The sequence below is a fragment of the Mycobacterium seoulense genome, from assembly GCF_010731595.1.
Classification (GTDB): domain Bacteria; phylum Actinomycetota; class Actinomycetes; order Mycobacteriales; family Mycobacteriaceae; genus Mycobacterium; species Mycobacterium seoulense.
Window position 1 is genome coordinate 5,476,231 of sequence record NZ_AP022582.1, and the last position, 24,408, is coordinate 5,500,638.

At 68.9% G+C, this 24,408-nt stretch carries 21 protein-coding genes; 19 read left to right on the top strand and 2 right to left on the bottom strand.

What is annotated here, in order from left to right; all coding sequences use genetic code 11:
- The first annotated feature begins 80 nt into the window (after positions 1 to 80).
- The 15 genes from G6N37_RS25520 (at position 81) to G6N37_RS25590 (ending at position 17,753) form a co-directional block, all read left to right on the top strand.
- Complete coding sequence (locus tag G6N37_RS25520; RefSeq protein WP_163684289.1) at positions 81 to 1,589, top strand: APC family permease; 1,509 nt, start codon at positions 81 to 83, stop codon at positions 1,587 to 1,589.
- Between the two features lie 98 nt (positions 1,590 to 1,687).
- On the top strand, positions 1,688 to 2,923 hold the full coding sequence (locus G6N37_RS25525) for an alkane 1-monooxygenase (protein ID WP_163684291.1): 1,236 nt from the start codon (positions 1,688 to 1,690) through the stop codon (positions 2,921 to 2,923).
- On the top strand, positions 2,920 to 3,093 hold the full coding sequence (locus G6N37_RS25530; protein WP_163684293.1) for a rubredoxin: 174 nt from the start codon (positions 2,920 to 2,922) through the stop codon (positions 3,091 to 3,093). The genes G6N37_RS25525 and G6N37_RS25530 overlap by 4 nt, the downstream gene beginning before the upstream one ends.
- Positions 3,090 to 3,272 (top strand): rubredoxin, encoded by a 183-nt coding sequence (locus tag G6N37_RS25535; RefSeq protein WP_163684295.1) that lies wholly within the window; start codon positions 3,090 to 3,092, stop codon positions 3,270 to 3,272. Before G6N37_RS25530 ends, G6N37_RS25535 begins: the two co-directional genes overlap by 4 nt.
- Before the next feature lie 50 nt (positions 3,273 to 3,322).
- Positions 3,323 to 3,919 (top strand): TetR family transcriptional regulator AlkX, encoded by a 597-nt coding sequence (gene alkX / locus G6N37_RS25540; protein ID WP_163685505.1) that lies wholly within the window; start codon positions 3,323 to 3,325, stop codon positions 3,917 to 3,919.
- Between the two features lie 96 nt (positions 3,920 to 4,015).
- On the top strand, positions 4,016 to 5,488 hold the full coding sequence (gene ahcY, locus G6N37_RS25545) for an adenosylhomocysteinase (protein WP_163684297.1): 1,473 nt from the start codon (positions 4,016 to 4,018) through the stop codon (positions 5,486 to 5,488).
- A 60-nt stretch (positions 5,489 to 5,548) separates the two neighbouring features.
- Complete coding sequence (locus G6N37_RS25550; RefSeq protein ID WP_163684299.1) at positions 5,549 to 6,238, top strand: dTMP kinase; 690 nt, start codon at positions 5,549 to 5,551, stop codon at positions 6,236 to 6,238.
- Between the two features lie 80 nt (positions 6,239 to 6,318).
- Positions 6,319 to 7,005, top strand: coding sequence for a two-component system response regulator MtrA (mtrA, locus tag G6N37_RS25555; RefSeq protein ID WP_007168097.1), 687 nt, complete (start codon positions 6,319 to 6,321; stop codon positions 7,003 to 7,005).
- A 43-nt stretch (positions 7,006 to 7,048) separates the two neighbouring features.
- Entirely contained in the window at positions 7,049 to 8,734 is a 1,686-nt protein-coding gene (gene mtrB / locus G6N37_RS25560) for an MtrAB system histidine kinase MtrB (RefSeq protein ID WP_163684301.1), read from the top strand.
- On the top strand, positions 8,734 to 10,491 hold the full coding sequence (gene lpqB / locus G6N37_RS25565; RefSeq protein WP_163684303.1) for an MtrAB system accessory lipoprotein LpqB: 1,758 nt from the start codon (positions 8,734 to 8,736) through the stop codon (positions 10,489 to 10,491). Before mtrB ends, lpqB begins: the two co-directional genes overlap by 1 nt.
- A gap of 159 nt (positions 10,492 to 10,650) precedes the next feature.
- The gene (locus G6N37_RS25570; RefSeq protein ID WP_163684305.1) at positions 10,651 to 11,292 is read left to right on the top strand and encodes a ComF family protein; all 642 of its coding nucleotides are present in this window, start codon (positions 10,651 to 10,653) and stop codon (positions 11,290 to 11,292) included.
- Positions 11,293 to 11,616: 324 nt separating this feature from the next.
- Positions 11,617 to 12,285, top strand: coding sequence for a ribosome hibernation-promoting factor, HPF/YfiA family (gene hpf, locus G6N37_RS25575; protein ID WP_163685507.1), 669 nt, complete (start codon positions 11,617 to 11,619; stop codon positions 12,283 to 12,285).
- Positions 12,286 to 12,382: 97 nt separating this feature from the next.
- Positions 12,383 to 15,217: a preprotein translocase subunit SecA gene (gene secA / locus G6N37_RS25580; RefSeq protein WP_163684307.1), complete on the top strand. Its 2,835-nt coding sequence runs from the start codon at positions 12,383 to 12,385 to the stop codon at positions 15,215 to 15,217.
- A 126-nt stretch (positions 15,218 to 15,343) separates the two neighbouring features.
- Positions 15,344 to 16,894 (top strand): HD domain-containing phosphohydrolase, encoded by a 1,551-nt coding sequence (locus tag G6N37_RS25585; protein ID WP_163684309.1) that lies wholly within the window; start codon positions 15,344 to 15,346, stop codon positions 16,892 to 16,894.
- Positions 16,895 to 16,946: 52 nt separating this feature from the next.
- On the top strand, positions 16,947 to 17,753 hold the full coding sequence (locus tag G6N37_RS25590; protein WP_163684311.1) for an adenylate/guanylate cyclase domain-containing protein: 807 nt from the start codon (positions 16,947 to 16,949) through the stop codon (positions 17,751 to 17,753).
- A gap of 82 nt (positions 17,754 to 17,835) precedes the next feature.
- Here G6N37_RS25590 and G6N37_RS25595 read toward each other — a convergent pair whose 3' ends face one another.
- The gene (locus G6N37_RS25595; protein ID WP_174813983.1) at positions 17,836 to 19,539 is read right to left on the bottom strand and encodes an ABC transporter ATP-binding protein/permease; all 1,704 of its coding nucleotides are present in this window, start codon (positions 19,537 to 19,539) and stop codon (positions 17,836 to 17,838) included.
- Between the two features lie 214 nt (positions 19,540 to 19,753).
- Here G6N37_RS25595 and mddA point away from each other — a divergent pair, with 214 nt between their 5' ends.
- Genes mddA through G6N37_RS25610 form a run of 3 tightly spaced genes read left to right on the top strand, consistent with a single transcriptional unit; the run spans position 19,754 to position 22,225 of the window.
- Positions 19,754 to 20,527 carry a methanethiol S-methyltransferase gene (mddA, locus tag G6N37_RS25600; RefSeq protein ID WP_163684314.1) on the top strand — a complete coding sequence of 258 codons (774 nt, stop codon included), beginning with the start codon at positions 19,754 to 19,756 and terminating at the stop codon, positions 20,525 to 20,527.
- Positions 20,528 to 20,580: 53 nt separating this feature from the next.
- Positions 20,581 to 21,063, top strand: a complete 483-nt coding sequence (locus G6N37_RS25605; RefSeq protein WP_163684316.1) for a cation:proton antiporter regulatory subunit — start codon at positions 20,581 to 20,583, stop codon at positions 21,061 to 21,063.
- A 4-nt stretch (positions 21,064 to 21,067) separates the two neighbouring features.
- Positions 21,068 to 22,225, top strand: a complete 1,158-nt coding sequence (locus G6N37_RS25610; RefSeq protein ID WP_163684319.1) for a cation:proton antiporter — start codon at positions 21,068 to 21,070, stop codon at positions 22,223 to 22,225.
- Positions 22,226 to 22,243: 18 nt separating this feature from the next.
- Here G6N37_RS25610 and G6N37_RS25615 read toward each other — a convergent pair whose 3' ends face one another.
- Positions 22,244 to 22,795, bottom strand: coding sequence for an Rv3235 family protein (locus G6N37_RS25615; RefSeq protein ID WP_163684321.1), 552 nt, complete (start codon positions 22,793 to 22,795; stop codon positions 22,244 to 22,246).
- Positions 22,796 to 22,978: 183 nt separating this feature from the next.
- Here G6N37_RS25615 and G6N37_RS26000 point away from each other — a divergent pair, with 183 nt between their 5' ends.
- Complete coding sequence (locus tag G6N37_RS26000; protein WP_179961869.1) at positions 22,979 to 24,397, top strand: WS/DGAT/MGAT family O-acyltransferase; 1,419 nt, start codon at positions 22,979 to 22,981, stop codon at positions 24,395 to 24,397.
- Positions 24,398 to 24,408: the final 11 nt, after the last annotated feature.

Consider the following 24,408-nt stretch of genomic DNA (forward strand, 5'->3'; position numbering starts at 1 on the left):
GCTTTGGTGTCCGGCATCTCGGCAGAGTACCCAGTACTGTCCCGGACCAATGGGTCCCAGCAGACGGGAAAGGGCGGCGGATGGCCAACCGATGGCGGATGAAGTCGGTCGAACAATCGATCGCCGACACCGACGAGCCAGACACCCGGCTACGCAAGGAACTGACCTGGCTGGACCTGGTCGTTTTCGGGGTCGCGGTGGTGATCGGCGCCGGTATCTTCACGGTGACCGCGTCGACCACCGGCGACATCACCGGCCCGGCGATCTGGATCTCGTTCATCATCGCGGCGGTCACCTGCGCGCTGGCGGCACTGTGCTACGCCGAATTCGCCTCGACGCTGCCGGTGGCCGGCAGCGCATACACCTTCTCCTATGCCACCTTCGGGGAGTTCCTCGCCTGGATCATCGGCTGGAACCTGCTGCTGGAGCTCGCGATCGGCGCGGCGGTCGTGGCCAAGGGGTGGTCCAGCTACCTGGGCAACGTGTTCGGATTCGCCGGCGGCACTTCCCAGCTCGGCTCGATCAACCTGGACTGGGGCGCGCTGCTGATCGTCGCCGGGGTGGCCACCCTGATCTCCCTGGGCACCAAGCTGTCGTCGAGGTTCTCCGCCATCATCACCGGCATCAAGGTCTCGGTGGTGCTGCTGGTCGTCGTCGTCGGCGCCTTCTACATCAAGGCCTCCAACTTCTCGCCGTTCATCCCCAAGCCCGAATCCGGGCACGAGGCCTCGGGCGTCAACCAGTCGGTGCTGTCGCTGCTGACCGGCGCGCACAGCAGCCACTACGGCTGGTACGGCGTGCTGGCGGGCGCGTCGATCGTGTTCTTCGCGTTCATCGGGTTCGACATCGTCGCCACCATGGCCGAGGAGACCAAGCGGCCCCAGCGCGACGTCCCGCGGGGAATCCTGGCGTCGCTGGCCATCGTGACCGTGCTGTACGTGGCGGTGTCGGTGGTGCTGTCCGGGATGGTCTCTTACACCCAGCTCAAGACCGCCCCCGGCCACAAGCCGGCGAACCTGGCCACGGCGTTCACGGCGAACGGGATCCACTGGGCCAGCAAGATCATCGCGATCGGCGCGTTGGCCGGGCTGACCACCGTCGTGATGGTGCTGATGCTCGGCCAGTGCCGGGTGCTATTCGCCATGGCGCGCGACGGGCTGTTACCGCGGCAGCTGGCGAAGACCGGCGCGCGTGGGACCCCGGTCCGGATCACCGTGCTCGTCGCGGTGGTGGTGGCCGCGACGGCGTCGGTGTTCCCGATCGCCAAGCTCGAGGAGATGGTCAACGTCGGAACGTTGTTCGCGTTCGTCCTGGTCTCGGCCGGCGTGATGGTGCTGCGCCGGACCCGTCCGGACCTGGAGCGCGGCTTCCGGGCCCCGTGGGTGCCGGTGCTGCCGATCGCCTCGATCTGCGCCTGTGTGTGGCTGATGGTCAACCTCACCGCGCTGACCTGGGTGCGGTTCGGCGTCTGGCTGGTGGTGGGCACCGCGATCTACGTCGGTTACGGATACCGGCACTCCGTGCAGGGCCGTCGCGAGGCGGAGGGGATCCAACCGCCCGCGCGGGCCGAACCCGACACCGTGCCCTAGAACTCCTTTACAAAACCACGTCTTGTGTCTAGACACGAGACGCTATGGGCGATATTGTCAACCTCAAGCGTGGTGTGACTCACAAGGAGGTTTGGCATATGACGACATTGAGGCCGCAATCGGACGTCGCGGAGGCGCCCGTCTGGCGGGACAAGAAGCGCCGGCTCTGGCTGATGGGGCTGATCGCCCCCACGGCGCTGTTCGTCATGCTGCCGATCACCTGGGCGCTCAACCAGCTCGGCTGGCACGTCGCCGCGCAGGTGCCGCTGTGGATCGGGCCCATCCTGCTCTACGTCCTGCTGCCGATCCTCGACCTGCGGTTCGGGCCCGACGGGCAGAACCCGCCCGACGAGGTGATGGAGCAGCTCGAGAACGACAAGTACTACCGCTACTGCACCTACATCTACGTTCCGTTCCAGTACCTCAGCGTGATCATGGGTGCCTACCTCTTCACCGCCTCCGACCTGCACTGGCTCGGCTTTGACGGCGCGCTGGGCTGGGCGGGCAAGCTGGGCGTGGCGCTGTCGGTCGGCGTGCTCGGCGGCGTCGGCATCAACACCGCGCACGAGATGGGCCACAAGAAGGACTCGCTGGAACGGTGGCTGTCCAAGATCACCCTGGCGCAGACCTGCTACGGCCACTTCTACATCGAGCACAATCGCGGCCACCACGTGCGCGTCTCGACCCCGGAGGACCCGGCGTCGGCCCGCTTCGGCGAGACGTTCTGGGAGTTCCTGCCGCGCAGCGTCTTTGGCAGCCTGCGCTCGTCGCTGCGGCTGGAAGCGCAACGCATACGCCGGCAGGGCTCGAGCCCCTGGAATCCCAAGACGTATCTGTCCAACGACGTGCTCAACGCCTGGCTGATGTCGGTCGTGCTGTGGGGCGTGCTGATCGGGGTCTTCGGTACGGCGCTCATCCCGTTCGTGATCATCCAGGCCGTCTTCGGTTTCAGCCTGCTCGAGGCCGTCAACTACCTGGAGCACTACGGGCTGCTGCGGCAGCAGAACGCCAACGGCCGCTACGAGCGCTGCGCCCCGGTGCACAGCTGGAATTCCGACCACATCGTCACCAACCTGTTCCTGTACCACCTGCAGCGGCACAGTGATCACCACGCCAACCCCACCCGGCGGTACCAGACCCTGCGCAGCATGACAGGCGCGCCCAACCTGCCCAGCGGATACGCGTCGATGATCTCGCTGACCTACTTCCCGCCACTGTGGCGCAAGGTGATGGACCATCGGGTGCTGGCGCACTACGAGGGCGACATCACCAAGGTCAACATCCAGCCGCGGATGCGAGACAAGCTGCTGGCGCGCTACGGGGTGCCGGCATGACCACCTACCGCTGCCCCGGCTGCGACTACACCTACGACGAAGCGAAAGGCGATCCGCGGGAAGGCTTTCCCGCGGGCACGCCCTTCAGCGACATCCCCGACGACTGGTGCTGCCCCGACTGTGCGGTGCGCGAGAAGGTCGATTTCGAGAATTCAGGAGTGAACCGGTGAGCGACTACAGGCTCTTCATCTGCGTGCAGTGCGGATTCGAGTACGACGAGGCCAAGGGCTGGCCCGAGGACGGCATCGCCCCCGGCACCCGCTGGGACGACGTTCCCGACGACTGGAGCTGCCCGGACTGCGGCGCGGCGAAATCCGACTTCGAGATGGTCGAGATAGCCCGGGCGTGATCGGCACCAACGGCGTGGCCCAAGCGGCTATTGTCGCGCCTGTGAAGCGGATGCAGTACGCCGAGGCGTCGCGCGTCCTGTTGCGCGACTCGGTGCTGGATGCGATGCGGGAGCTGCTGGGAAGCCGGGACTGGTCCGCGATCACGCTGGCCGACGTGGCCCGCGCCGCGGGCATCAGCCGGCAGACCATCTACAACGAGTTCGGCTCGCGGCAGGGGCTGGCGCAGGGGTATGCCCTGCGCCTGGCCGACCGGCTGGTCGACACCGTCCATGCCGCGATCGACGCCAACGTCGGCAACATCTACGAGGCGTTCCTGCAAGGCTTCCGCGACTTCTTCGCGGAGTCGGCGGCGGACCCGCTGGTGATCTCCCTGCTGACCGGAGTCGCCAAGCCGGACCTGCTGCAGATCATCACCACCGACAGCGGACCCATCATCACGCGGGCGTCGGATCGGCTCGGCGCGGCCTTCACCCAGAGCTGGGTGGCCACCAGTGACAAGGACGCCGGCGTGCTGGCGCGGGCCATCGTGCGGCTGGCGATGAGCTACGTGTCGATGCCGCCCGAGGCCGACCACGACGTGGCGGCCGACCTGGCGCGGCTGATGACGCCGTTCGCCGAGCGTCACGGCGTGGTCAACGTCCCCTGACGCCCTGCGGCGGCCGCCGACTACAGTGGCGCAAGAGCGCATACCTAAGCTAAGTAATCGCTGGGAACCCAAGCCGTAGTAAGGAATGAGACTTTTATGACGACGACCGAAAGTTCGCTGACCGCCGACGTCCGCAACGGCATCGATTTCAAGGTCGCCGACCTGTCGTTGGCGGAATACGGTCGCCGGGACATCGAACTCTCCGAGCAGGAAATGCCGGGTCTGATGTCGCTGCGCCGCGAGTACCACGACGTGCAGCCTCTCAAGGGGGCGCGGATCTCGGGCTCGCTGCACATGACGGTGCAGACCGCCGTGCTCATCGAGACCCTCGTCTCCCTCGGCGCGCAGGTCCGGTGGGCGTCGTGCAACATCTTCTCCACCCAGGACCACGCCGCCGCCGCCGTGGTCGTCGGCCCGCACGGCACCCCCGAGGAGCCCAAGGGCGTCCCCGTGTTCGCCTGGAAGGGCGAGACGCTGGAGGAGTACTGGTGGGCCGCCGAGCAGATGCTGACGTGGCCCGACGAGCCGGCCAACATGATCCTCGACGACGGCGGTGACGCCACCATGCTGGTGCTGCGCGGCGCGCAGTACGAGAAGGCCGGCGTGGTGCCCCCCGCGGAGGAGGACGACCCCAGCGAGTGGAAGGTCTTCCTGGAGCTGCTGCGCAAGCGCTTCGAGACCGACAAGGACAAGTGGACCAAGATCTCGGAGTCGGTGAAGGGTGTCACCGAGGAGACCACCACCGGCGTGCTGCGGCTCTACCAGTTCGCCGCGGCCGGTGACCTGGCCTTCCCGGCCATCAACGTCAACGACTCGGTGACCAAGTCCAAGTTCGACAACAAGTACGGCTGCCGGCACTCGCTGATCGACGGCATCAACCGCGGCACCGACGTGCTGATCGGCGGCAAGAAGGTCCTGGTCTGCGGCTACGGCGACGTGGGCAAGGGCTGCGCCGAATCGGTCAAGGGCCAGGGCGCGCGCGTCGTGGTCACCGAGATCGACCCGATCAACGCGCTGCAGGCGCTGATGGAGGGCTACGACGTCGAGACGGTCGAGGACGCGATCGGCTCCGCCGACATCGTCATCACCGCCACCGGCAACAAGGACATCATCACGCTGGCCCACATGAAGGCGATGAAGGACTATGCGGTGCTGGGCAACATCGGGCACTTCGACAACGAGATCCAGGTCGCCGCGCTGGAGCGCTCCGGCGCCACCAAGACCAACATCCGGCCGCAGGTGGACGTGTGGACGTTCCCCGACAGCGGCAAGTCGATCATCCTGCTCTCCGAGGGCCGGCTGCTGAACCTGGGCAACGCCACCGGGCACCCGTCGTTCGTCATGAGCAACAGCTTCTCCAACCAGGTGATCGCCCAGATCGAGCTGTGGACCAAGAACGACGAGTACGACAACGAGGTGTACCGGCTGCCCAAGCACCTCGACGAGAAGGTGGCCCGCATCCACGTGGAGGCGCTCGGCGGCAAGCTGACCAAGCTCACCAAGGAGCAGGCCGAGTACATCGGCGTCGACGTCGACGGCCCCTACAAGGCCGACCACTACCGCTACTGAGCCCGCTTTGGCCGAACGCCCGGCCCGCCGGGCGCTCGGCGGCCCGATAGGCTCGGCGCCGTGCTGATCGCGATCGAAGGGGTCGACGGCGCGGGCAAGCGGACGCTGTCCGAGGGCCTGCGCAAGGCCTTCGAGGCGGCTGGGAAGTCCGTGGCGATCCTGGCCTTCCCGCGCTACGGCAAATCGGTGACCGCCGACGTCGCGGCCGAGGCCCTGCACGGCGAGCACGGTGACCTCGCGTCATCGGTCTACGCGATGGCGATGCTGTTCGCGCTCGACCGCGCGGGCGCCGTCGACGACATCGAGGCGCTGCGCCGCGACCGCGACGTGGTGATCCTGGATCGCTACGTCGCATCCAACGCCGCCTACAGCGCCGCGCGCCTGCACGAGGACGCGGCCGGCGCGGCGGCCGCCTGGGTGCTCGAGCTCGAGTACCGCCGGCTGCGGTTGCCCGCGCCCGACTGGCAGGTGCTGCTCGCGGTGCCCGCGGAGCTGGCCGGGCAGCGCGCGCGCGGCCGCGCGCAGTCCGACCCCGGGCGGGCACGCGACAGCTACGAACGGGACGCCGAACTGCAGCTGCGCACCGGCGCCGTCTACGCGGAGCTGGCCGCCGCGGGCTGGGGCGGGCCGTGGCTGGTCGCCGGCGCGGACGTCGATCCGGGCCGGCTGGCCGCCACCCTCATCGGCGCCAAGGACGTCCCCGCGACCGTCCGGGAGGGCACGCCGGGGGCGCCGGACAGGGGTTTTTGACCGGATTTGCATCCATATTTGCGGCTCTGCGCACGAAACGCCCGTGTGGCGCGCCGGGTTTGTCCCGTTCTGGTGACACCATGGACTCCATGAGGCAAAGGATTTTGGTCGTCGATGACGACGCTTCGCTGGCCGAGATGCTCACCATCGTGTTGCGTGGGGAGGGTTTCGACACCGCGGTCATCGGTGACGGCACCCAGGCCCTGACTGCGGTGCGCGAACTGCGCCCCGATCTGGTGTTGTTGGACCTGATGCTGCCGGGCATGAACGGCATCGACGTGTGCCGCGTGCTGCGCGCCGACTCCGGTGTGCCGATCGTGATGCTGACCGCCAAGACCGACACCGTGGACGTGGTGTTGGGCCTGGAGTCGGGCGCCGACGACTACATCATGAAGCCGTTCAAGCCCAAGGAGCTGGTCGCCCGGGTGCGGGCCCGGCTGCGGCGCAACGACGACGAGCCCGCCGAGATGCTCTCCATCGCCGACGTCGAGATCGACGTGCCGGCGCACAAGGTGACCCGCAACGGCGAGCAGATCTCCCTGACGCCGCTCGAGTTCGACCTGCTGGTCGCGTTGGCGCGCAAACCGCGGCAGGTGTTTACTCGTGATGTGCTGCTCGAACAGGTGTGGGGCTACCGGCACCCGGCGGATACCCGCCTGGTGAACGTGCACGTCCAGCGTCTGCGGGCCAAGGTTGAGAAGGATCCCGAAAACCCGACCGTGGTGTTGACCGTTCGAGGAGTGGGTTACAAGGCCGGACCTCCGTGATCCGCGGGCGCCGTCTAGTTCGTCGTGGGGGAGGGCGCCGGCGGTGATTTGGGGCTCCCGGCGACGCACTCGGAGCCGTTGGGGGCGCTCCGGCCCCATGACCCGCGGCATCGGTGCGGTGAGTCGAGTCGTTGCCGTGGCCTGGCGCCGGTCGTTGCAGCTGCGTGTCGTCGCGCTGACGCTCGGAATGTCCCTGGCGGTAATCCTGGCGCTCGGCTTCGTGTTGACCTCTCAGGTCACCAATCGTGTGCTCGACGTCAAGGTCAAGGCCGGCATCGAGCAGATCGAGCGGGCGCGCACCACCGTCGGCGGGATCGTCAGCGGCGAGGAGACGCGCTCGCTGGACAGCAGCCTTCAGCTGGCCCGCAACACGCTGACCTCCAAGACCGACCCCGCGTCGGGCGCCGGGCTCGCCGGCGCGTTCGACGCGGTGCTGATCGTGCCCGGCGACGGGCCGCGCGCGGCGACCGCGGCCGGCCCCGTCGACCAGGTGCCCAATTCGCTGCGCGGCTTCGTCAAGGCCGGGCAGGCGTCCTACCAGTACGCCACGGTGCACACCGACGGCTTCTCCGGCCCCGCGCTGGTCATGGGCACGCCGGCGTCGTCGCAGGTGGCCAACCTGGAGCTGTACCTCATCTTCCCGCTGAAGAACGAGCAGGCCACCATCACGTTGGTCCGCGGCACCATGATCACCGGCGGCGCGGTGCTGCTGGTGCTGCTCGCCGGGATCGCGCTGCTGGTCTCCCGCCAGGTGGTGGTGCCGGTGCGGTCGGCGTCGCGGATCGCCGAACGGTTCGCCGAGGGGCACCTGTCCGAACGGATGCCGGTGCGCGGCGAGGACGACATGGCCCGGTTGGCGGTGTCCTTCAACGACATGGCCGAAAGCCTGTCCCGCCAGATCACCCAGCTCGAGGAGTTCGGCAACCTGCAGCGCCGGTTCACCTCCGACGTCAGCCATGAATTGCGCACCCCGTTGACCACCGTGCGGATGGCCGCCGACCTCATCTATGACCACAGCGCCGACCTCGATCCCACGCTGGCGCGGTCCACCGAGTTGATGGTCAACGAGCTGGACCGGTTCGAGTCGCTGCTCAACGACCTGCTGGAAATCTCGCGGCACGACGCCGGGGTGGCCGAGCTGTCCGTCGAGGCGGTGGATCTGCGCACCACCGTGCAGAGCGCGCTGAGCAACGTGGGCCACCTGGCCGAAGACGCCGGCATCGAGCTGCTCGTCGACCTGCCGGAAGAGGAGGTGATCGCCGAGGTCGACACCCGGCGGGTGGAGCGGATTCTGCGCAACCTGATCGCCAACGCCATCGACCACGCCGAACACAAGCCCGTGCAGATCCGGATGGGCGCCGACGAGGACACCGTGGCCGTCACCGTCCGCGATTACGGGGTGGGGCTGCGGCCCGGCGAGGAGAAGCTGGTGTTCAGCCGGTTCTGGCGGGCCGACCCGTCGCGGGTGCGCCGGTCCGGGGGCACCGGGCTGGGCCTGGCGATCAGCGTGGAGGACGCCCGCCTGCACCAGGGCCGGCTGGAGGCGTGGGGCGAGCCCGGGGAGGGCTCGTGCTTCCGGCTGACGCTTCCCCTGGTGCGCGGCCACAAGGTCACCACCAGCCCGCTGCCCATGAAGCCCATCCCGCCCACCGCCACAGGGAGTGCGACGGGCCCGCAACAAACCAAAGACCGGTCGCGGCAACGTGAGCACGCCGAGCGGAGCGGGTGATGCGGCGCCTGCTCGGCCTGTTGTTCCTCGCGGTGGTGCTCGCCGGCTGTGCGGGGGTGCCCAGCTCGTCGGCGCCCCAGGCCATCGGCACCGTCGAACGCCCGGCGCCGTCCAATCTGCCCAAGCCGACCCCTGGCATGGATCCCGACGTGCTGCTGCGCGAATTCCTCAAGGCCACAGCCGATCCCGCCAACCGGCATCTGGCGGCCCGGCAGTTCCTCACCCAGTCGGCGTCCAACGCCTGGGACGACGCCGGTAGCGCGCTGCTGATCGACCACGTGGTATTCGTGGAAACCCGTGCCGCAGAACGGGTCTCGGCGACGATGCGGGCGGACATCCTGGGCTCGCTGTCGGACATGGGCGTGTTCGAAACCGCCGAGGGGGTGCTGCCCGACCCCGGCCAGATCGAGTTGGTCAAGACCTCGGGCGGGTGGCGGATCGACCGGCTGCCCAACGGGGTGTTCCTGGACTGGCAGCAGTTCCAGTCGACCTACAAGCGCAACACGCTGTACTTCGCCGACCCGACCGGCAAGACGGTGGTTCCCGACCCGCGCTACGTCGCGGTCGCCGATCACGACCAGTTGGCCACCGAGTTGGTCTCCAAGTTGATCGCCGGACCGCGGCCCGAGATGGCCCACACCGTCCGCAACCTGCTCGCCCCGCCGCTGCGGCTGCGCGGCCCGGTGACCCGGGCCGACGGCGGCAAGAACGGGATCGGGCGCGGCTACGGCGGCGCGCGCATCGACCTGGAGAAGCTGTCCACCACCGACCCGCACAGCCGGCAATTGCTTGCCGCGCAGATCATTTGGACGCTGGCCAGGGCCGACATCCGGGGGCCGTACGTGATCAACGCCGACGGCGCGCCGCTGGACGACAGGTTCGCCGACGGCTGGACGACCTCCGATGTCGCCGCCACCGACCCCGGCGTGGCCGACGGCGCGGGCGCCGGGCTGCATGCCCTGGTGAACGGCTCGCTGGTGTCGCTGGACGGACAGCGCTTCAGCAACGTGCCCGGCGCCTTCGGGCGCATGGGCGACCAGACCGGGGCCGCGCTGTCCCGCAGCGGCCGGCAGGTGGCGTCCGTCGTCACCCTGCACCGGGGCGCGCCCGACGAGGCGGCGTCGCTGTGGATCGGCGACCTCGGCGGCGAGGCGGTCCAGTCCGCCGACGGGCACAGCCTGACGCGGCCCAGCTGGTCGCTGGACGACGCGGTCTGGACGGTGGTGGACGGCAACAACGTGCTGCGCGCGATCCAGGAGCCGGCGTCGGGGCAACCCGCCCGCATCCCGGTCGATTCCGTCGCCGTGGCCAGCCGGTTCCCGGGGCCGATCACCGACCTGCAGCTGTCGCGCGACAGCGCGCGCGCCGCGATGGTGATCGGCGGCCAGGTGATCCTGGCCAGCGTCGAGCAGACCCAGGCCGGCCAGTTCGCCCTGACCTACCCGCGGCGACTCGGCTTCGGGCTGGGCAACTCGGTGGTGTCGCTGTCCTGGCGCACCGGCGACGACATCGTGGTGACCCGCACCGACGCCAGCCACCCGGTGTCCTACGTCAACCTCGACGGGGTGAACTCCGACGCACCGGCCCGGGGCCTGCAGATGCCGGTGCTGACCGTCGCGGCCAACCCGTCGACGATCTACGTCGGGGCCCCGCAAGGCGTGCTGCAGTATTCGGCGTCGGCGGCCGAAAGCCAGCAGGCGTGGTCCGATGTGCCCGGGCTGACGGTGTTCGGGGCCGCGCCGGTGCTGCCGGGCTAGCGGCGATCGCGAGCGCGGCGGAGCCGGGCGCTGCGGGTCGCCGCCATCGGGCTAGCGGCGATCGCGAGCGCGGCGGAGCCGGGCGCTGCGGGTCGCCGCCATCGGGCTAGCGGCGCGCAACGGCGGAGGTTGTCACCCCCGCCCGCGACACTGGCGCCCATGCTCGACCTCATCCTGCCGCTGCAGTGCGGCGGCTGCGGGGCGCCGTCGACCCGCTGGTGTGACGCCTGCGCCCGGCAGCTGTCGGTGCCCGCGGACCAGCCGCATGTGGTGAACCCCCGCGTCGACCCGCAGGTGCCGGTGTTCGCCCTGGGCCGCTACGCGGGTGCCCGCCGGCAGGCGATCCTGGCGCTCAAGGAGCACGGCCGCGCCGATCTCGTCGGGCCGCTGGCCGGCGCGCTGGCCACCGGCGTGCACCGGCTGCTGTCGTGGGGGATCGTCGAGACGCCGCTGATCGTCGTACCCGCGCCGACGCGGCGCTCGGCGGCCCGGCGGCGCGGCGGCGACCCGGTCACCCGGCTGGCGCGCACCGCGGTGGCGGGCCACCCGGCCATCACCGTCGCCCCGGCGCTGCGGCTGCGGGCGCTGGTTCGCGACTCGGTGGGCCTGGGCAGCACCGCCCGCGAACGCAACGTCGCGGGCCGGGTGCTGCTGCGCCGGACGCGCGCACGGCTGCCCGACGCCGAGGTCTTGATCGTCGACGACATCGTCACCACCGGGGCGACGGCCCGCGAGTCGGTGCGGGTCTTGACCGCCGCCGGTGTCCGTGTCACCGCCGTGCTGACGGTCGCGGCCGCGTGAGGCTGTGCGGTCGCCAAGAGTATGTGAAGAACTCGCAACAGCTCCGCGAAATCAGTGGCATGGCGAGGCGAACACGAGCTAACGTCGAGGACAACATCAATCGACTCACCTGGTCTGACTCACTGGTCGCGACATTCCCAGGTTGAGACCCCACTCGCGGGAAGGGGTGAGTATTCGACACCTTGCATCGGCGAGCAGCCTGCGGCGGTGACTTCCGAAAAAAGGACCGCTCTCCCACCTCGTCGGCGCGTCGTAGTAAGCCGGGCACGCAGGGCGCGTGCGACGTGAAAGAGAAACGAGTTGTCACGTATGTCAAGGCTATCCGTGGATTCCGGTCAGATTCTCGACCAACCGCCGACGCAAACCGACGGCCAAGCGCAGCCGACGGCAACCGCCGAGGTCGTTTTCAAGGGCCGCAACGTAGAAATCCCCGACCACTACCGCGTCTACGTCTCCCAAAAACTCGCCCGCCTCGAGCGGTTCGATCGCTCCATCTACCTCTTCGATGTCGAGCTCAAACACGCGCCCAACCGGCGCCAGCGCAAATCGTGTCAACGCGTGGAGATCACCGCCCGCGGCCGCGGGCCGGTAAGCCGGGCGGAGGCCTGCGCCGACAGCTTCTACGCGGCGTTCGAGTCCGCAGTCGACAAGCTGGAGAACCGGCTGCGCCGCGCCAAGGACCGCCGCAAAGTCCACTACGGCGACAAGACACCGGTGTCGCTGGCCGCCGCCACCGCGGTCGTGCCGCCAGCCCCGCAGGAACGCACGCCGGAACCGGCGGTCGACCATGACGGCGCCGAGGCGGACCACGAGCCCGGGCGCATCGTGCGGACCAAGGAGCACCCGGCCACGCCGATGACGGTCGACGACGCGCTCTACGAGATGGAACTCGTCGGGCACGACTTCTTCCTGTTCCACGACAAGCACACCGAGCGGCCGTGCGTGGTGTACCGGCGCCACGCCTACGACTACGGGCTGATCAGGCTCTCCTAAGGTTCGTCGGCCCTCGCGGGGTTGTCACCTACCATGGGAGTCGCTTACGAGAAGAGACTCCTACCAATAGGGGAACATCCCAAAAGGGGACAACACCGTGCTGTCGAAGTTGCTGCGCCTCGGCGAAGGTCGCATGCTCAAGCGTCTCAAGCGGGTGGCTGACTACGTCAACACCTTGTCCGACGAGGTCGAAAAGCTGACCGACGCGGAGCTGCGGGCCAAGACCGACGAGTTCAAGAAGCGGCACGCCGACGGCGAAAGCCTCGACGACCTGCTGCCCGAGGCGTTCGCGGTGGCCCGCGAGGCGGCCTGGCGGGTGCTCGACCAGCGCCCGTTCGACGTGCAGGTGATGGGCGCGGCGGCGCTGCACTTCGGCAACGTCGCGGAGATGAAGACCGGTGAGGGCAAGACCCTGACGTCGGTGCTGCCGGCCTACCTCAACGGCATCGGCGGCAAGGGCGTGCACGTCGTCACGGTCAACGACTACCTGGCCAAACGCGACAGCGAGTGGATGGGCCGCGTGCACCGCTTCCTCGGGCTGGACGTCGGCGTGATCCTCGCCCAGATGACGCCCGACGAGCGCCGGGTGGCCTACAACGCCGACATCACCTACGGCACCAACAACGAGTTCGGCTTCGACTACCTGCGCGACAACATGGCGCACTCGCTCGACGACCTGGTGCAGCGCGGGCACAACTTCGCCATCGTCGACGAGGTCGACTCCATCCTGATCGACGAGGCCCGCACCCCGCTGATCATCTCGGGCCCCGCCGACGGCGCCTCCAACTGGTACCTCGAGTTCGCCCGGTTGGCCCCGCTGATGGAGAAGGACGTCCACTACGAGGTGGACCTGCGCAAGCGCACCGTCGGCGTGCACGAACTCGGCGTCGAGTTCGTCGAGGACCAGCTCGGCATCGACAACCTCTACGAGGCCGCCAACTCGCCGCTGGTCAGCTACCTCAACAACGCGCTGAAGGCCAAGGAGCTGTTCAACCGGGACAAGGACTACATCGTCCGCGACGGCGAGGTCCTCATCGTCGACGAGTTCACCGGCCGCGTCCTGTACGGCCGCCGCTACAACGAGGGCATGCACCAGGCCATCGAGGCCAAGGAGCACGTCGAGATCAAGGCCGAGAACCAGACGCTGGCCACCATCACGCTGCAGAACTACTTCCGGCTCTACGAGAAGCTCGCGGGCATGACCGGTACCGCCCAGACCGAGGCGGCCGAGCTGCACGAGATCTACAAGCTGGGCGTGGTGCCCATCCCGACGAACAAGCCGATGATCCGATCCGACCAGTCCGACCTCATCTACAAGACCGAGGAGGCCAAGTACATCGCGGTGGTCGACGACGTCGTTGAGCGCTACGAGAAGGGCCAGCCGGTGCTGATCGGCACCACCAGCGTGGAGCGCTCGGAATACCTGTCGCGGCAATTCCAGAAGCGCCGCGTGCCGCACAACGTGCTCAACGCCAAGTACCACGAGCAGGAGGCCGGGATCGTCGCGGTGGCCGGCCGCCGCGGCGGGGTCACGGTGGCCACCAACATGGCCGGCCGCGGCACCGACATCGTGCTGGGCGGCAACGTCGACTTCCTCACCGACCAGCGGCTGCGCGAGCGCGGCCTCGACCCGGTCGAGACGCCCGAGGAGTACGAGGCGGCCTGGCACGAGGAGCTGCCCAAGGTCAAGGAGGAGGCCGGCAAGGAGGCCGCCGAGGTGGTCGAGGCCGGCGGTCTCTACGTGCTGGGCACCGAGCGGCACGAGTCGCGGCGCATCGACAACCAGCTGCGCGGCCGCTCGGGCCGGCAGGGCGACCCGGGCGAGTCGCGCTTCTACCTGTCGCTGGGCGACGAGCTCATGCGCCGGTTCAACGGCGCCGCGCTCGAGGCGATGCTGAACCGGCTGAACCTGCCCGATGACGTGCCCATCGAGGCCAAGATGGTCACCCGCGCGATCAAGAGCGCGCAGACCCAGGTCGAGCAGCAGAACTTCGAGGTCAGAAAGAACGTCCTGAAGTACGACGAGGTGATGAACCAGCAGCGCAAGGTGATCTACGCCGAGCGCCGCCGCATCCTGGAGGGCGAGAACCTCAGGGAGCAGGCGCTGGACATGGTGCGCGACGTGGTCACCGCCTACGTCAACGGCGCGACGGCCGAGGGGTACGCCGAGGACTGGGACCTGGAGGCGTTGTGGACGGCGCTCAAGACGCTGTACCCGGTCGGCATCGACCACGAGACGTTGGTGCGCCCGGACGATGACTCCGAGCGCGACGACCTCACCCGCGAGGAACTGCTCGACGAGCTGCTCAAAGACGCCGAACGCGCTTATGCCGCAAGGGAAGCCGAGCTTGAGGAGATCGCGGGCGAGGGCGCGATGCGGCAGCTGGAGCGCAACGTGTTGCTCAACGTCATCGACCGCAAGTGGCGCGAGCACCTCTACGAGATGGACTACCTCAAGGAGGGCATCGGGCTGCGCGCGATGGCGCAGCGCGACCCGCTGGTGGAGTACCAGCGCGAGGGCTACGACATGTTCATGGCCATGCTCGACGGCATGAAGGAGGAGTCGGTCGGATTCCTGTTCAACGTCACCGTCGAGGCGGTGCCCGCACCGCAGGTCGCGCCGGTGGAAGCGCCGGAGGGCCTGGCGGAATTCGCGACCGCCGCGGCGGGGGCCGAGCAGCAGGGCGGCGCGCCGGCCGCCGTCCGCGAGGAGGCCCCAAGCATGTTGCGCGCCAAGGGGATCGATGACGAGCGCCCCGCGCTGACGTACTCGGGTCCGTCGGAGGACGGCTCGGCGCAGGTGCAGCGCAACGGCGGCGACGGGAAGGCCCCGGCCGGGGTGCCCGGCGGGGCCAGCCGGCGCGAGCGGCGCGCGGCCGCGCGGCAGCAGGGCCGCGGCGCCAAGCCGCCGAAATCGGTGAAGCGGCGCTAGCCGCGCCCGGAGCCGTCGTTTCTCCACCCGGCAGCAACGCCGATGCCATAGGCTAATCAGGCATCACCTGCTGTGTGGCTACAGATGACCCCGCGACCGCGCCCGGTCAAGGAAGGGGCGAGTTTCATGCCCTTCGACGGAGCTGTGTCGCGAATCGAGGTACTGGCGGCGCTGTCTTTGGCGGTCGACCTCGGGCTCGGCCAGCCGATGGACCACATGCTGAGGTCGGCGGCTATGGGTACCAGGCTCGCCGAGCGGCTGGGGCTCGGTGAACGTGAGCGCGGGACCGTCTTCTACACCGGTCTGGTGATGTGGATCGGGTGTCACGCCGACTCCCACGAGTACACGCGATGGTTCGGCGACGACATCGCGATGCGACACGACAGCCACTTCATCGACTGGTCAGGGGCACCGTACCGGCGATTTCTGCTGGGCAACCTCGGTCGTGGGTCGACATTGCCGAAACGGGCGCAGCTGGCGGCCAAAGTCTTTTTGGACGCGCGTGGCAACCTCGGCGCGTTGGTGCAGTCCCATTGCCTGTCGGCCGCATTGCTCGCCGACGAGATCGGCCTGGGTGCGGACGTGTGCGAAGCCCTGCCCTATGCGTACGAACGGTGGGACGGCAGCGGCCTTCCCGGTGGCGCCGCCGGCGGGCAGATACCGGTGACAATGCGCGTGGCGCAGGTTGCCGACATCGCCGAGGTGCACCATCGCGCGTACGGCGCGAAAGCCGCGGTCGCGGAGGTCCGCCGACGCAGCGGCACACAGTTCGATCCGGATATCGTCGCGGTGTTCACAGCTGCCGCCGATGAGCTGCTGAGTGATAGCGAAGATGCATGGTCGACCGCCGCCGACTTGGCCCCGGACCCGGGGGAGGCGCTGACCGGCCCCGCACTCGACGCACTGCTGCGCGCAATGGGCGATTTCGTGGACCTCAAGTGCCCGTTCACGCTTGGCCATTCCCGCGCCGTGGCCGAGCTGGCGGAGAACGCCGGAAAATGTGCTCGGCTGCCGCAGAACGAGATCGACATCTTGCGCCGCGCAGGCTACGTCCACGACCTCGGCCGGATCGGCGTGTCGAACCGGGTCTGGGAGAAGCCGGGCGGGTTGACCGGTGCCGAACGCGAGCGGGTGCAGATCCACCCGTACCTGACCGGCAGAATTCTGGCCCGGGTGGGTGGGCTGAAGGCCGTCCGGGAGGCCGCGGTGAACCATCACGAGCGACTCGACGGATCGGGGTATCCGAACGGTGTGCGGGGTGAAGACCTGTCCGTTCGCGATCGGATCCTTGCCGCTGCCGAAAGTTATTGCTCCTCAATGGAACCACGGCCCTACCGTGACGCCCTCGACGACACCGACGCCGCAAGGCGGCTACGAAGCGAGGCCGCCCGCGGGCGCCTCGACGGTGATGTGGTCGAAGCCGTGCTGGAGGCTGCGGGTCACCGGCCGTCACGCAGAGCCGTCAGGCCGGAGGGACTGACGCGGCGCGAAGCCGAGGTGTTGCTGCACGTTGCGCGCGGGCAATCCAACCGCGAGATCGCCTCGGCCCTCTGGATTTCCGAGAAGACCGTTCGCAATCACGTCGAGCGCATCTATGCCAAAATCGGGGTCTCGAACAGGATCGGGGCCAGCTTGTACGCGACACGGCACGGCCTGACCGCCAGCGCGCTCGACTGATTTGGGGCGGATGCCTCATGTGCGGGCGGGAAATCGGCGAGACCATTTTCCCATGACTCGCACTGCCCAACGGCAATCCGCGGCCGTCGCGCCGGCCCGGCAGTCGGTCCCCTCGTCGGGTCTGTGGGACAAGGTACTCACCGACGGCCACGCTTCCCTGATCCGAGCGAGGCGCGCGTTTCGCTATCTGCCTTCGGCCCCGCGATGCAAGCTGTGCAACAACCCGTTCGGCGGTCCCGTCGGCCGGATCTTCGCCGCCGCCGGTTTTCGCCGTTCGCGCAAGAACCCGAACTTGTGCGAGCGATGCTGCGACGCACTGCCGCGGGGCGGCGCGGAGGTGGACATCGCGGTGCTGTTCGCCGACGTCCGCGGCTCCACGGCGCTCGGTGACCGTCGGCCCGCCGCGGATTTCGCCGCGTTGCTCAACCGGTTCTACGGTGCCGCGACGCAGACACTTCTGCGCCACGACGCGGTGATCGACAAGCTGATCGGCGACGAGGTGATGGCGTTCTTCGTCCAGGGCATCAGCGGGCCCCGATATCGTCAGCGAGCGGTTCAGGCGGGGATCGCGCTGCTCGAAGCGGTCGGATACGGCACCCCCGACGGGCCTTGGCTGGACGTGGGAATAGCGGTGAACGCGGGCGTGGCATACGTCGGCAACGTCGGCGGGGCGGTGGTCGACTTCACCGCCCTCGGGAGTCCGGTCAACGCCGCGGCCCGGATGCAACAACACGCCGCCGGGGGCGAGTTGCTGGTTGCCCGCGGAGTCGCCGATGGGCTGGTGGACGACCTGCCGCGGCGCACGCTGATACTGCGGGGCCAGCAAGAGCCGATGAATGCCTTCGTACGAACCCTGTGAGCGCACGGCCAACGCGTTGTAAGCGTCGAAGACCTGGCCCGCGACCCTGTTGCAGGGTCGCGGGCCGGCCGGCGTGCAGGCGTTATCGCGCGGAAGCGCCGGGCCTGGAGCGCCGGTCCAGTACCCATGCCGTGGCCAGCGTGAGGGCAACGGCGAAGGCGGCGAGCGCGGCCAGGCTGACGGCCGTGCCCCCCTGGAAGGTGTCACGGTAGGCGGACATGGCCGGCATTGTGGCGGTGTAGCGGTCGAGCGACAGGCCGCGCCCCAGAGCATCGAAGGCATGGCGGTTGGACAGGGCCAGGCTCATCAGGCGCCCGGGGGTGGCCATCTGGTCGACGGGGACGATGGCGCCGCCGAACAGAACCTGCGGGAAGCAAAGCATCGGCAGGGCGAGGGCCGCTTGTGCGGCATTGGAGACCGCGGCCGAGGCGAACAGGCCCAACGCCAGGGCAGAGGTCGCTTCGATCAGAATCGTCGCAAACAGGAAGGCGTAGACGTCCCATCCGACCGCGGGGAGCCGACCGAGCGCGCGCAGCACAACGAGTAACACCGCGCTCACTGTCGCCAAGACCGGTAGCAGCGCCGCGATCTTCGATGCCACGTAGGCGCCCACGCTGAGCCCGGCCAGCCGTTCGCGTCGGAAAACGGCCATCTCGCCGACGATCTGGAGCAGGCCGTACGTGAGGCCGAAGAAGAAGCCGTCGAAAGCGATCCAAAACACGATCTGGGCCGGACCCACACCGGCTGCGGCACGCGGATCGAACTCGCCGCGCTTGAACAGCGTCGCCATCATCACCGTCACCAGCACCGGCGAGCCGAGCAGGATCGCAAGGGTCAGCCGGTTGCGAGAGAGAACGTCGACATTGCGCCGGGTCAGGAGCCACCATTGTCGGACCCCGCCGGTGTGCTTGAGGCGGGGCGGGGTGTGGGGGACGCGCCGTTGAGGGGATCCGTGGCGAGTTGACGCGTAGACGCGGCTTCCCGCGAATCGCTCCGCCCAGATTTGCGGAGTGCCTTCGCACGCAAGGCGCTCGTACACCTCGGTGAGGTCCTGCGCACCGAAGTAGCGCCGCGCCGCGGCCGGGCTGCCGGTGAAGGCCAAGTGGCCGTCGCGAGCCAGGAAGACCACCCGGTCACACCGATCGATTCCGGCCGGCTCGTGCGTGGTGAGAATGACGGTTACCCCGCGGCGGCTGAGCCGGCGCAGCAGGCGCATCACTTCGGCCGCGGTCGACGGATCGAGCCCAGAGGTGGGTTCGTCGAGAAAGAACAGTCTCGGCCCGGTCAGCAGCTCCACGGCGATGCTGGCCCGCTTGCGTTGACCGCCGGACAGCGCACGTACTGGCACGTCGGCACGGTCGGCCAAGTCGAGGTCCTGCAGGGTCTCCTCAACGATCCGTTCCGTTTCCGCCGCGGACGTGCCGGCTGGAAGCCGTAGCAGTGCCGCGTACCGCAGCGTTCGGCGCAGGGGCATCTCCAGGTGGATGATGTCGTCCTGAGGCACGTAGCCCACTCGGGAGTCGGTGACGATGCGTGGACGGCGGGCAACGCCGTCGTGCCGTACCTCTCCGGTTGAAGGCGGTTGCAGTCCCGCGAGGACCTCCAGCAAGGTGGTCTTGCCCGCTCCGCTGCCGCCGGCGATGGCGACCAATTCGCCGGGTTCCACTGAAAGCGACATCTTTTGCAGGACTTGCCGCCCGCCGGCGCGCCGGCCGATGTCGATCGCATCGATCCGAGCACCCACTGGCGCATCGGACATCGTTGCGGCACATGCTAATTCGGTCATGATCTGATCTCCGTGCTTTCTTGAGGTAACTTCGTCAGGATCGATCATCGGTCCACCGCTTCTGCCGTCGCATGAGGCGTTTGCCTCAAATGGCAGAGTCCGCCAGCGGGTATGCGCTCCGAATGAGCTAGTCAAAATTGCCTAGAGCCCGGCAACGAAAAAATGAGGCAAACGACCTATAGGCCAGTGCGCCCACCCGGCGGACACTTAGCCCATGAAGCGATACATGACGCTTGGTTACGGCGCCGCGGCGTACCTGCTCTTCCTCGCGGCCTTCCTGTATCTCATTGGCTTCGTGGGCAACCTCGCGGTGCCCCGAAGCGTCGATCGAGGGCTCGCCGCACCTGTCGGCGAGGCGGTACTGGTCAACACGGTGTTGGTCGCCGTGTTCGGGGTCCAGCACAGCGTGATGGCCCGGCCCGCGTTCAAGCGATGGTGGGCGCGGTTCATTCCGTCGCCGATCGAGCGCAGCACCTACGTGCTGCTGTCCAGCGTGGTGCTCGCCCTGCTGTACTGGCAATGGCGGACGATGCCGACCGCCATCTGGGAGGTGCGGCTGCCGGCCGCCCGCGCGGTGCTGTGGGCGCTGTTCTGGCTCGGCTGGGCCATCGCGCTGCTGTCGACGTTCCTGATCAACCACTTCGACCTGTTCGGGCTCCGGCAGGTGTATCTGGCGGCGCGCCAAAAGCCGTACACCAGCATCGAATTCCGCGTCCGCCTGCTCTACCGGGTGGTGCGCCACCCCCTGATGCTCGGGATGGTCATCGCGTTCTGGGCCGCACCCGTCATGACGGCCGGGCATCTGCTGTTCTCCAGCGGCATGACGCTCTACATCCTGATCGCCACGCAGCTGGAGGAGCGTGACCTGGTCGCCTCGCTGGGCCACCAATATCGCGATTACCGCCGCGAGGTGTCGATGCTGCTCCCGCTTCCGCGCCGCCACGCCGCGGGGATCGAGCGCCAGGCGGACTCTTCAGCAGTTCTCTAGGAGCTCGGCAATCCACTGACCGTGCCTCCGTCCGACCTGTCAGGATTGACGGTATGGATGTCAAGGAGGTGCTGCTGCCGGGCGTCGGCCTTCGCTACGAGTTCACCGATCACAAGGGCGACCGCATCGGCATCATCGCGCGGCGAAGCGGCGACTTCGACGTCGTCGTCTATGCCCGCGACGATCCGGACGAGGCCCGCCCGCTCCTGCACCTCAGCGACGAGGAGGCCGAGGCGGTGGCCCAGATCCTGGGCGCCCCCCGGATCGCCGAGCGGTTCACCGAGTTGGCCCGGGAGATACCCGGACTCGAGACCGGGCAGGTCCACATCCTGGCCAACAGCCCGTTCGTGGGCCACCCGTTGGGTGACACCCACGCCCGCACCCGCACCGGTGCCTCCATCGTCGCGATCGTGCGTAACGAGGAAGTGCTCGCCTCGCCCGGCCCAGCCGAAACACTTTATGCCCAAGACGTTTTGATCGTCATCGGCACCCATGACGGCATCGCCGGCGTCGAGCAGATCATCGACAAGGGCTGAGCCGGTGCAAGTTTCGTGGGCGCTGTTGTTACAACTCGGCGCCCTCCTGGCCACGCTGGCCGTATTGGGCGGTGTCGCACGCAGGTTCGCGCTGTCCCCGATCCCGGTGTACCTGCTCGCCGGTCTATCGCTGGGGAAGGGGGGGATCCTCCCGCTGGACGCGGGCGGCCAGTTCATCACGACGAGCGCGCCCATCGGCGTCGTGCTGCTGCTGCTGACCCTGGGCCTGGAGTTCTCCGCCGCCGAATTCGCGACCAGCCTGCGCCACCACCTGCCGTCCGCGGGCGTCGACGTCGTCCTCAACGCGGCGCCCGGCGCGATCGCCGGCTGGCTGCTGGGTTTGGACGGCGTGGCGATCCTGTGCCTGGCGGGCGTCACCTACATCTCCTCGTCGGGCGTCATCGCGCGCCTGCTGGTGGACCTGCGTCGGCTCGGCAACCGGGAGACCCCGGCCGTGCTCTCGGTACTGGTCCTCGAGGACTTCGCGATGGCGGCCTACTTGCCGCTGTTCGCGGTGCTGGCCTCCGGCGGCGGCTGGCTGCGCGCCGTCGTGGGCATGGCGGCGGCGGTGGGCGCCCTGTTGGCGGCGTTCGCCGCGTCCTACCGCTGGGGCCACCACGTGGGCCGGCTGGTCGAACACCCCGACTCCGAACAGCTGCTGCTGCGGGTGCTGGGCATCACCTTGATCGTGGCGGCCGTGGCGGAATCCCTGCACGCGTCGGCCGCGGTGGGCGCCTTCCTGGTCGGGCTGACGCTCACCGGGGAGACGGCGGACCGGGCGCGCAAGGTGCTGGGCCCGCTGCGGGACCTGTTCGCCGCGATCTTCTTTCTGGCGATCGGCTTTTCGGTCGACCCGCAGGAGCTGATCCCGATGCTGCCGGTGGCGCTGATCCTGGCCGCGGTGACCGCGGCGACCAAGGTGGCCACCGGGGTCTTCGCCGCCCGGCGCGACGGGGTGGCCCGCCGGGGGCAGTTGCGCGCGGGCACCGCGCTGATCGCCAGGGGCGAGTTCTCGTTGATCATCATCGGATTGGCGGGCACGTCGATCCCCGCGGTCGCCGCGCTGGCGACGTCGTACGTCTTCATCATGGCGATCGCGGGTCCGGTGCTGGCCCGCTACACGGGCGGACCGCTGGCGCCCAGCGCCGGGTCCCCCCACTGACCCCGCACTGACGCCGGGTCAACCGATGTGCAGGGCAACCACCAGCCACCGGTTGCCGGTCGCGGCCGGCACCCGCTCGACGCGGCAGGCGATGGCGTGGATCCGGTTGCCGCGGCTGTACGAGCCGCAGACCTCGGCCGCGGCCTCGGGGTCCCGGTGACCGGCGGGCTGTAACCGCATCCGCCGCAGCACCGCGGCGCCCTGGTGGCCGCCGGCCGACTGGCCCATCGAGACCACGGAATCCACCAGGCTGGGCGTCAGCAACGGCCGCAGCTGGGCGACCGGGCGGCGGCGGTCGATGACTTCGAGCACCCGGCGCAGCGCCGCGTCGGCGAAGGCCGCGGCCTGCCGCATCTGCGCGGACATCGCGGCGCGCGGCCCGACCGCCGGCTGCCTGCCGGCCGGATGGGGCCGGTACTGCGCGGGGCTGCCGCGCCGGAGCGACGGCGCGCGCGGCGATTGCCGGCATGTGGGGACATTCCGCGATACGTCCCGTGCCGGCGGCTCGTAGTCGACGACGGGCAGGACGGCGAAGGCGTCGGACGGACTCACGGCGGGACTGGTGTTCAACGCGCACTCTCCAAATCTTCGGCCGAACCGGCGCCCGCTGGAGAGTGGCAGGCAGTGGTCATCATGGCACAACTCCGGCTCGCGCGTACCCGCGCTCGGACCCGGCCCGGCCGGACGATTACCGTGGGCGAGACATCTCCTTTTTGCGGCAGGGCGATGATTCGATGAGGAGGACTGCGCCCCATGGTGACCCGGTTGTCCCCATCGGACGCGTCGTTTTTCCGGCTGGAAAACACGGCCACCCCGATGTACGTCGGATCGCTGTCGATCCTGCGCCGTCCGCGCGCGGGGTTGAGCTACGAGACGCTGTTGTCCACGGTCGAACGGCGGTTGCCGCAAATCCCGCGCTACCGGCAGAAGGTCCGGGAGGTGCGGGTCGGCTCGGCCCGGCCCGTGTGGATCGACGACGCCGACTTCGACATCACCTACCACGTGCGGCGCTCCGCGCTGCCCTCCCCGGGCAGCGACGAGCAGCTGCACGAGCTGATCGCCCGGCTGGCGGCCCGGCCGCTGGACAAGTCGCGGCCGCTGTGGGAGATGTATCTGGTCGAGGGCCTGTCCAAGAACCGGGTCGCGCTCTACACCAAGTCGCATCAAGCCTTGATCAACGGCATGGCGGCGCTGGAGATCAACCACGTCATCGCCGATCGCACCAAACGCCCCCCGGCGCTGCCCGAGGACATCTGGGTCCCGGAACGCGACCCGGGCAACGCGCGGTTGGTCTTCGGTGCCATCGGCGACTGGTTCGTGGGACCGAGCACCCAGCTGCAGGCCGTCGGATCGGCCCTCGGGGGCGTGGTGACCAACCATGGCGAGCTCCTCGCCGCGGGTCGCCGGGTCGTCGATTTCGCGCGGGCCGTGTCGCGGGGCACCGCGCCGAGCAGCCCGCTCAATGCCACCGTTTCACGCCACCGGCGGTTCACCGTCGCCAGCTGCAACCTCGACGACTACCGGACCGTGCGCGCACGGTACGACTGCGACGTCAACGACGTGGTGCTCGCGGTGATCGCCGGCGCCCTGGGCAACTGGCTGATGTCGCGCGGGGTGGCGGTATCGCCGACCGCGACGGTGCGGGCCATGGCGCCGCTGTCCATCTACGCCGACAGCCAGCTCGACGCGACCGGCCCCGGCCAGGCCGTCGGGCAGGTGATGCCGTTCCTGGTCGACCTGCCGGTGGGGGAGCCGAACCCGGTGGTGCGGCTGTCGCAGATCGCGCACGCCACCGAGTCGAACCCGACGGCCGCCCGGCTGGTGGACGCCAGGACCATCGTCACGCTGTCGGGATTCGCCCCACCCACGCTGCACGCCATGGGCATCCGGGTCGCCACCAGTTTCCCCAGCTTTTCCCGGCGGACGTTCAACCTGCTGATCACCAACGCGCCCGGGGCCCAGTCGCAGATGTACATCGCGGGCACCAAATTGCTCGAGACCTATGCCGTCCCGCCGCTGCTGCACAACCAGGCGCTGGCCATCAGCGTGACGTCCTACAACGGCATGTTGTATTTCGGCATCAACGCCGACCGCGAGGCGATGAGCGACGTCGAGCTGCTGCCCGGCCTGTTGAGCCAATCGCTCGAGGAATTGCTGGAAGCCTCCCGCTAATTAGTCGCGGT